The organism is Mycobacterium sp. (assembly GCF_052144515.1).
GTDB lineage: Bacteria > Actinomycetota > Actinomycetes > Mycobacteriales > Mycobacteriaceae > Mycobacterium.
Window position 1 is genome coordinate 1 of the sequence record NZ_JBKQQD010000523.1, and the last position, 3355, is coordinate 3355.

Consider the following 3355-nt stretch of genomic DNA (forward strand, 5'->3'; position numbering starts at 1 on the left):
GTTGGTGCTGATGGACGGCCCCTCCTACCGGCCCCGGAAACGACCCGGCACCAAGACCACCTGACACCGGCCAACAAGCCCGCTACCCTTCACCACAGCAGCACCCGAACCTGGGGAATTACGTGACGGCTACCCCTGGGGAATTCCGTGACCGTCGACAACCTGCGCCGCGCACCAATTACTGAGGCTGTTACTGAGGCTGCTTCAGGAGCCACACCGGGAGCTTTGTCGAAACCCCGGACGGACCTTGTTGGCCTTTACTACGGTTTGGAACCGTTATTGCACGCATGTCGGCTAGGGTGGTCCGGTGGTCGAAGGCAGTCTGCGCCCTGTTGAGCGAGTCCGGTCCGATGACGCCATCGAGGGCGGCCAAGACGCTAGTCAACGGTCCGGCCGCCGACCTCTTCTTCTGCGTCGCGCTCGCCAGCCCGCACCTGCACCTCGAGCACCCGGTGGATCTGCAAAGAGTCGTCGAAATCCAGGATTTGCGATTTCCAGGGTTCTGAGGCGGCTGTGGATTCCGCTCGTCATAGTGGTGGTGATCGGCGCTGGAGGATTCACCGTGTCGCGGCTGCACGGCGTCTTCGGCTCTGAGAAACCGCTCTCGTATGCCGACACCAGAAACGACGAGGCCAAACCTTACAACCCTAAGCACTTCAGATACGAGGTCTTCGGACCACCAGGGACTGTGGCCGATATCAACTATTTCGACGGCAACGGTGACGTGCAGAGCCTCAGCGGGATCCAATTGCCATGGTCGACGGAGTTCGCGATCACCGCGGCGACGGCCATCGCGAATATCTCGGCGCAGGGCGATAGTGACAGCATTGGCTGCCGCATTGTGCAGGACGGTGTGGTCAAAGCCGAGAAGATCACGCACCACGAAGTGAGCTCCTTTGCCTTCTGCACGATAAAGGCCGCATGAGCAACCATCAGCTGCGGGACAGTCCGCCATTCGTAGCAAGGACGATCCATCGGTTTTCGGTGCCCATCATCTTGGCGTGGTTGGGGATCGTCGTCATCTTGACTATCGGCGTCCCCTCACTGGAACAGGTCGAGAAAGAGCATGCAGTATCACTGAATCCCGCAGATGCGCCGTCCTTCAGGGCGTCAAAGCGCGCAGGTGAGGACTTCAAGCAATCTGATTCCGGCGGCGGTACGGTGATGATCGTCCTGGAGGGTCAACAACCCCTCGGCGACGATGCTCACCAGTACTACGATCGTTTGATTCGTCAGTTGAAAGACGATCCGAAGCATGTGCAACACATCCAGGATTTCTGGGGTGATGAACTCTACAGGGCCGCCGCGCAAAGCGCCGATGGCAAAGCCGCATATGTGCAAGTCGTGCTCGCCGGTAACCCGGGCCAGACCTTGGGGAACGAATCGATCGAAGCCGTTCAGCACATAGTCGGGCGGACGCCAGCGCCGCCCGGGGTCAAGGCGTATGTCACCGGCCCTGCGGCGATCGCTGCGGACATGGGCCACAGTGGCGACAGGACGATCATCACAATGACGGCCGTAAGCGTCGCGGTGATCTTTATTATGTTGCTTCTTGTCTACCGTTCGGTTATCACCGTAATTCTTTTGTTGCTGGTGGTCGGGATAGAATTGCAGGCGGCCCGAGGAATCGTCGCGTTCCTGGGCCATAACGGGTTTCTTGGTCTTACTACCTTCGGCGTTAATCTGCTGGTATCCATTGGCATCGCGGCCGGAACGGATTACGGGATATTTTTCATTGGGCGGTATCAGGAAGCACGTCAGGCCCGCGAGGACCGGGAAACGGCTTACTACACCGCTTACCGCGGGGTCGCCAAGGTTGTCTTGGCCTCCGGTGTGACGATCGCGGGAGCGGTTTTCTGCCTGAGCTTTACCCGGCTGCCCGTCTTCCAAGCCCTGGGCGTCCCTTGCTCGGTGGGCGTATTAGTCGCGGTCGCGGTTGCGGTTACGCTGTTTCCGGCAGTTCTGGCCGTCGGAAGCCGTTTCGGTCTGTTCGAGCCCAGACGAAAGATCCGGGTTCGCGGATGGCGGCGGGTAGGCACGGCGATCGTGCGGTGGCCCGCGCCCATTCTCGTCGCGACATTAGCAGTCGCGCTTGTCGGGCTATTGACGCTGGGAGGATACAAACCCAGTTACAGCGACCAAAAGTTCATCCCCAAAGATATCCCCGCCAATTTGGGGTATGCGGCCGCCGCGCGACATTTTCCCCCGTCGGCAATGCTGGCGCCCGAAATCTTGTTGGTCGAGTCCGATCACGATTTGCGCAATCCGGCTGATTTTCTGGTATTGAACAAACTAGCTAAGGGCGTTCTCGCCGTTCCGGGCATTTCCAGGGTACAGGCCGTAACTCGGCCCGAGGGAACCCCGCTTGCACACACGTCCATACCATTCCTGTTGAGCATGCAACAGGCTGGCATGTTACAAAATATGGCGTACCAACGAGAACGCATGAATGACATGCTCAAGCAGATCGATGAGTTAACAGAAACGATCAGCATCATGCAGCGCATGTATGGTCTGATGCAACAGCTCGTTGCCACGACTCATCACATGGTCGGCGAAACGCATGACATGGAGGCGATCACCAACGAGTTGCGAGATCACCTTTCGGATTTCGAGGATTTATTCAGGCCGATTCGCAGCTACTTCTATTGGGAAAAGCATTGCTACGACATTCCCATCTGCTGGTCGATTAGATCCTTATTTGATGGAATCGACGGTGTTGACGCTCTTACCGATAAGCTGCACGTGCTGGTGACAGACCTCGATCAGCTAGATGTGCTCATGCCGCAGCTCGTTGCGCAGTTCCCGCCGATGATCGCGATCATGCAGAACATGCGTGCCATGATGCTGACCATGCATAGCACCATGTCGGGGACCCTCAACGAGCTGGACGAGAATGGCAGTAATGCGACCGCCATGGGGAAGGCTTTCGACACCGCCAAAGACGACGATTCTTTCTACCTGCCGCCGGACTCTTTCAAGAACAAGGACCTCAAACGAGTCATGGATGTGTTCTTGGCGCCGGACGGGAAGGCCGCCCGTATGCTTATTTCGCAGAAGGGAGAACCTTCGTCGCCCGAGGGCATTTCGCGGGTCGATGCGATAAAGACCGCCGCCGCGGAGGCACTCAAGGGAACTCCGCTGGAAGACTCGAAGATTTACCTCACCGGCACCGCAGCAGTTACGAAAGACCTGGTCGTGGGCTCCAATTACGATCTCATGATCGCGGGAGTCGCTGCGCTCTGCCTTATTTTCATCATCATGCTGATGATGACACGAAGTTTTGTTGCCGCCCTGGTTATCGTAGGCACGGTGGTGCTTTCGCTGGGCGCGTCCTTCGGGCTGTCCGTACTGG

General features: G+C 58.0%; 3 protein-coding genes. All 3 read left to right on the forward strand.

Annotation, left to right across the window (positions count from 1 at the left end; genetic code table 11):
• The first annotated feature begins 350 nt into the window (after positions 1 to 350).
• Positions 351 to 506, forward strand: coding sequence for a hypothetical protein (locus tag ACLP9N_RS35775; RefSeq protein WP_442411844.1), 156 nt, complete (start codon positions 351 to 353; stop codon positions 504 to 506).
• Positions 503 to 925 (forward strand): MmpS family transport accessory protein, encoded by a 423-nt coding sequence (locus tag ACLP9N_RS35780; protein ID WP_442411843.1) that lies wholly within the window; start codon positions 503 to 505, stop codon positions 923 to 925. The genes ACLP9N_RS35775 and ACLP9N_RS35780 overlap by 4 nt, the downstream gene beginning before the upstream one ends.
• A partial coding sequence (locus tag ACLP9N_RS35785; RefSeq protein WP_442411842.1) for an MMPL/RND family transporter occupies positions 922 to 3355 on the forward strand: 2434 nt, incomplete at its 3' end. The genes ACLP9N_RS35780 and ACLP9N_RS35785, both read left to right, overlap by 4 nt.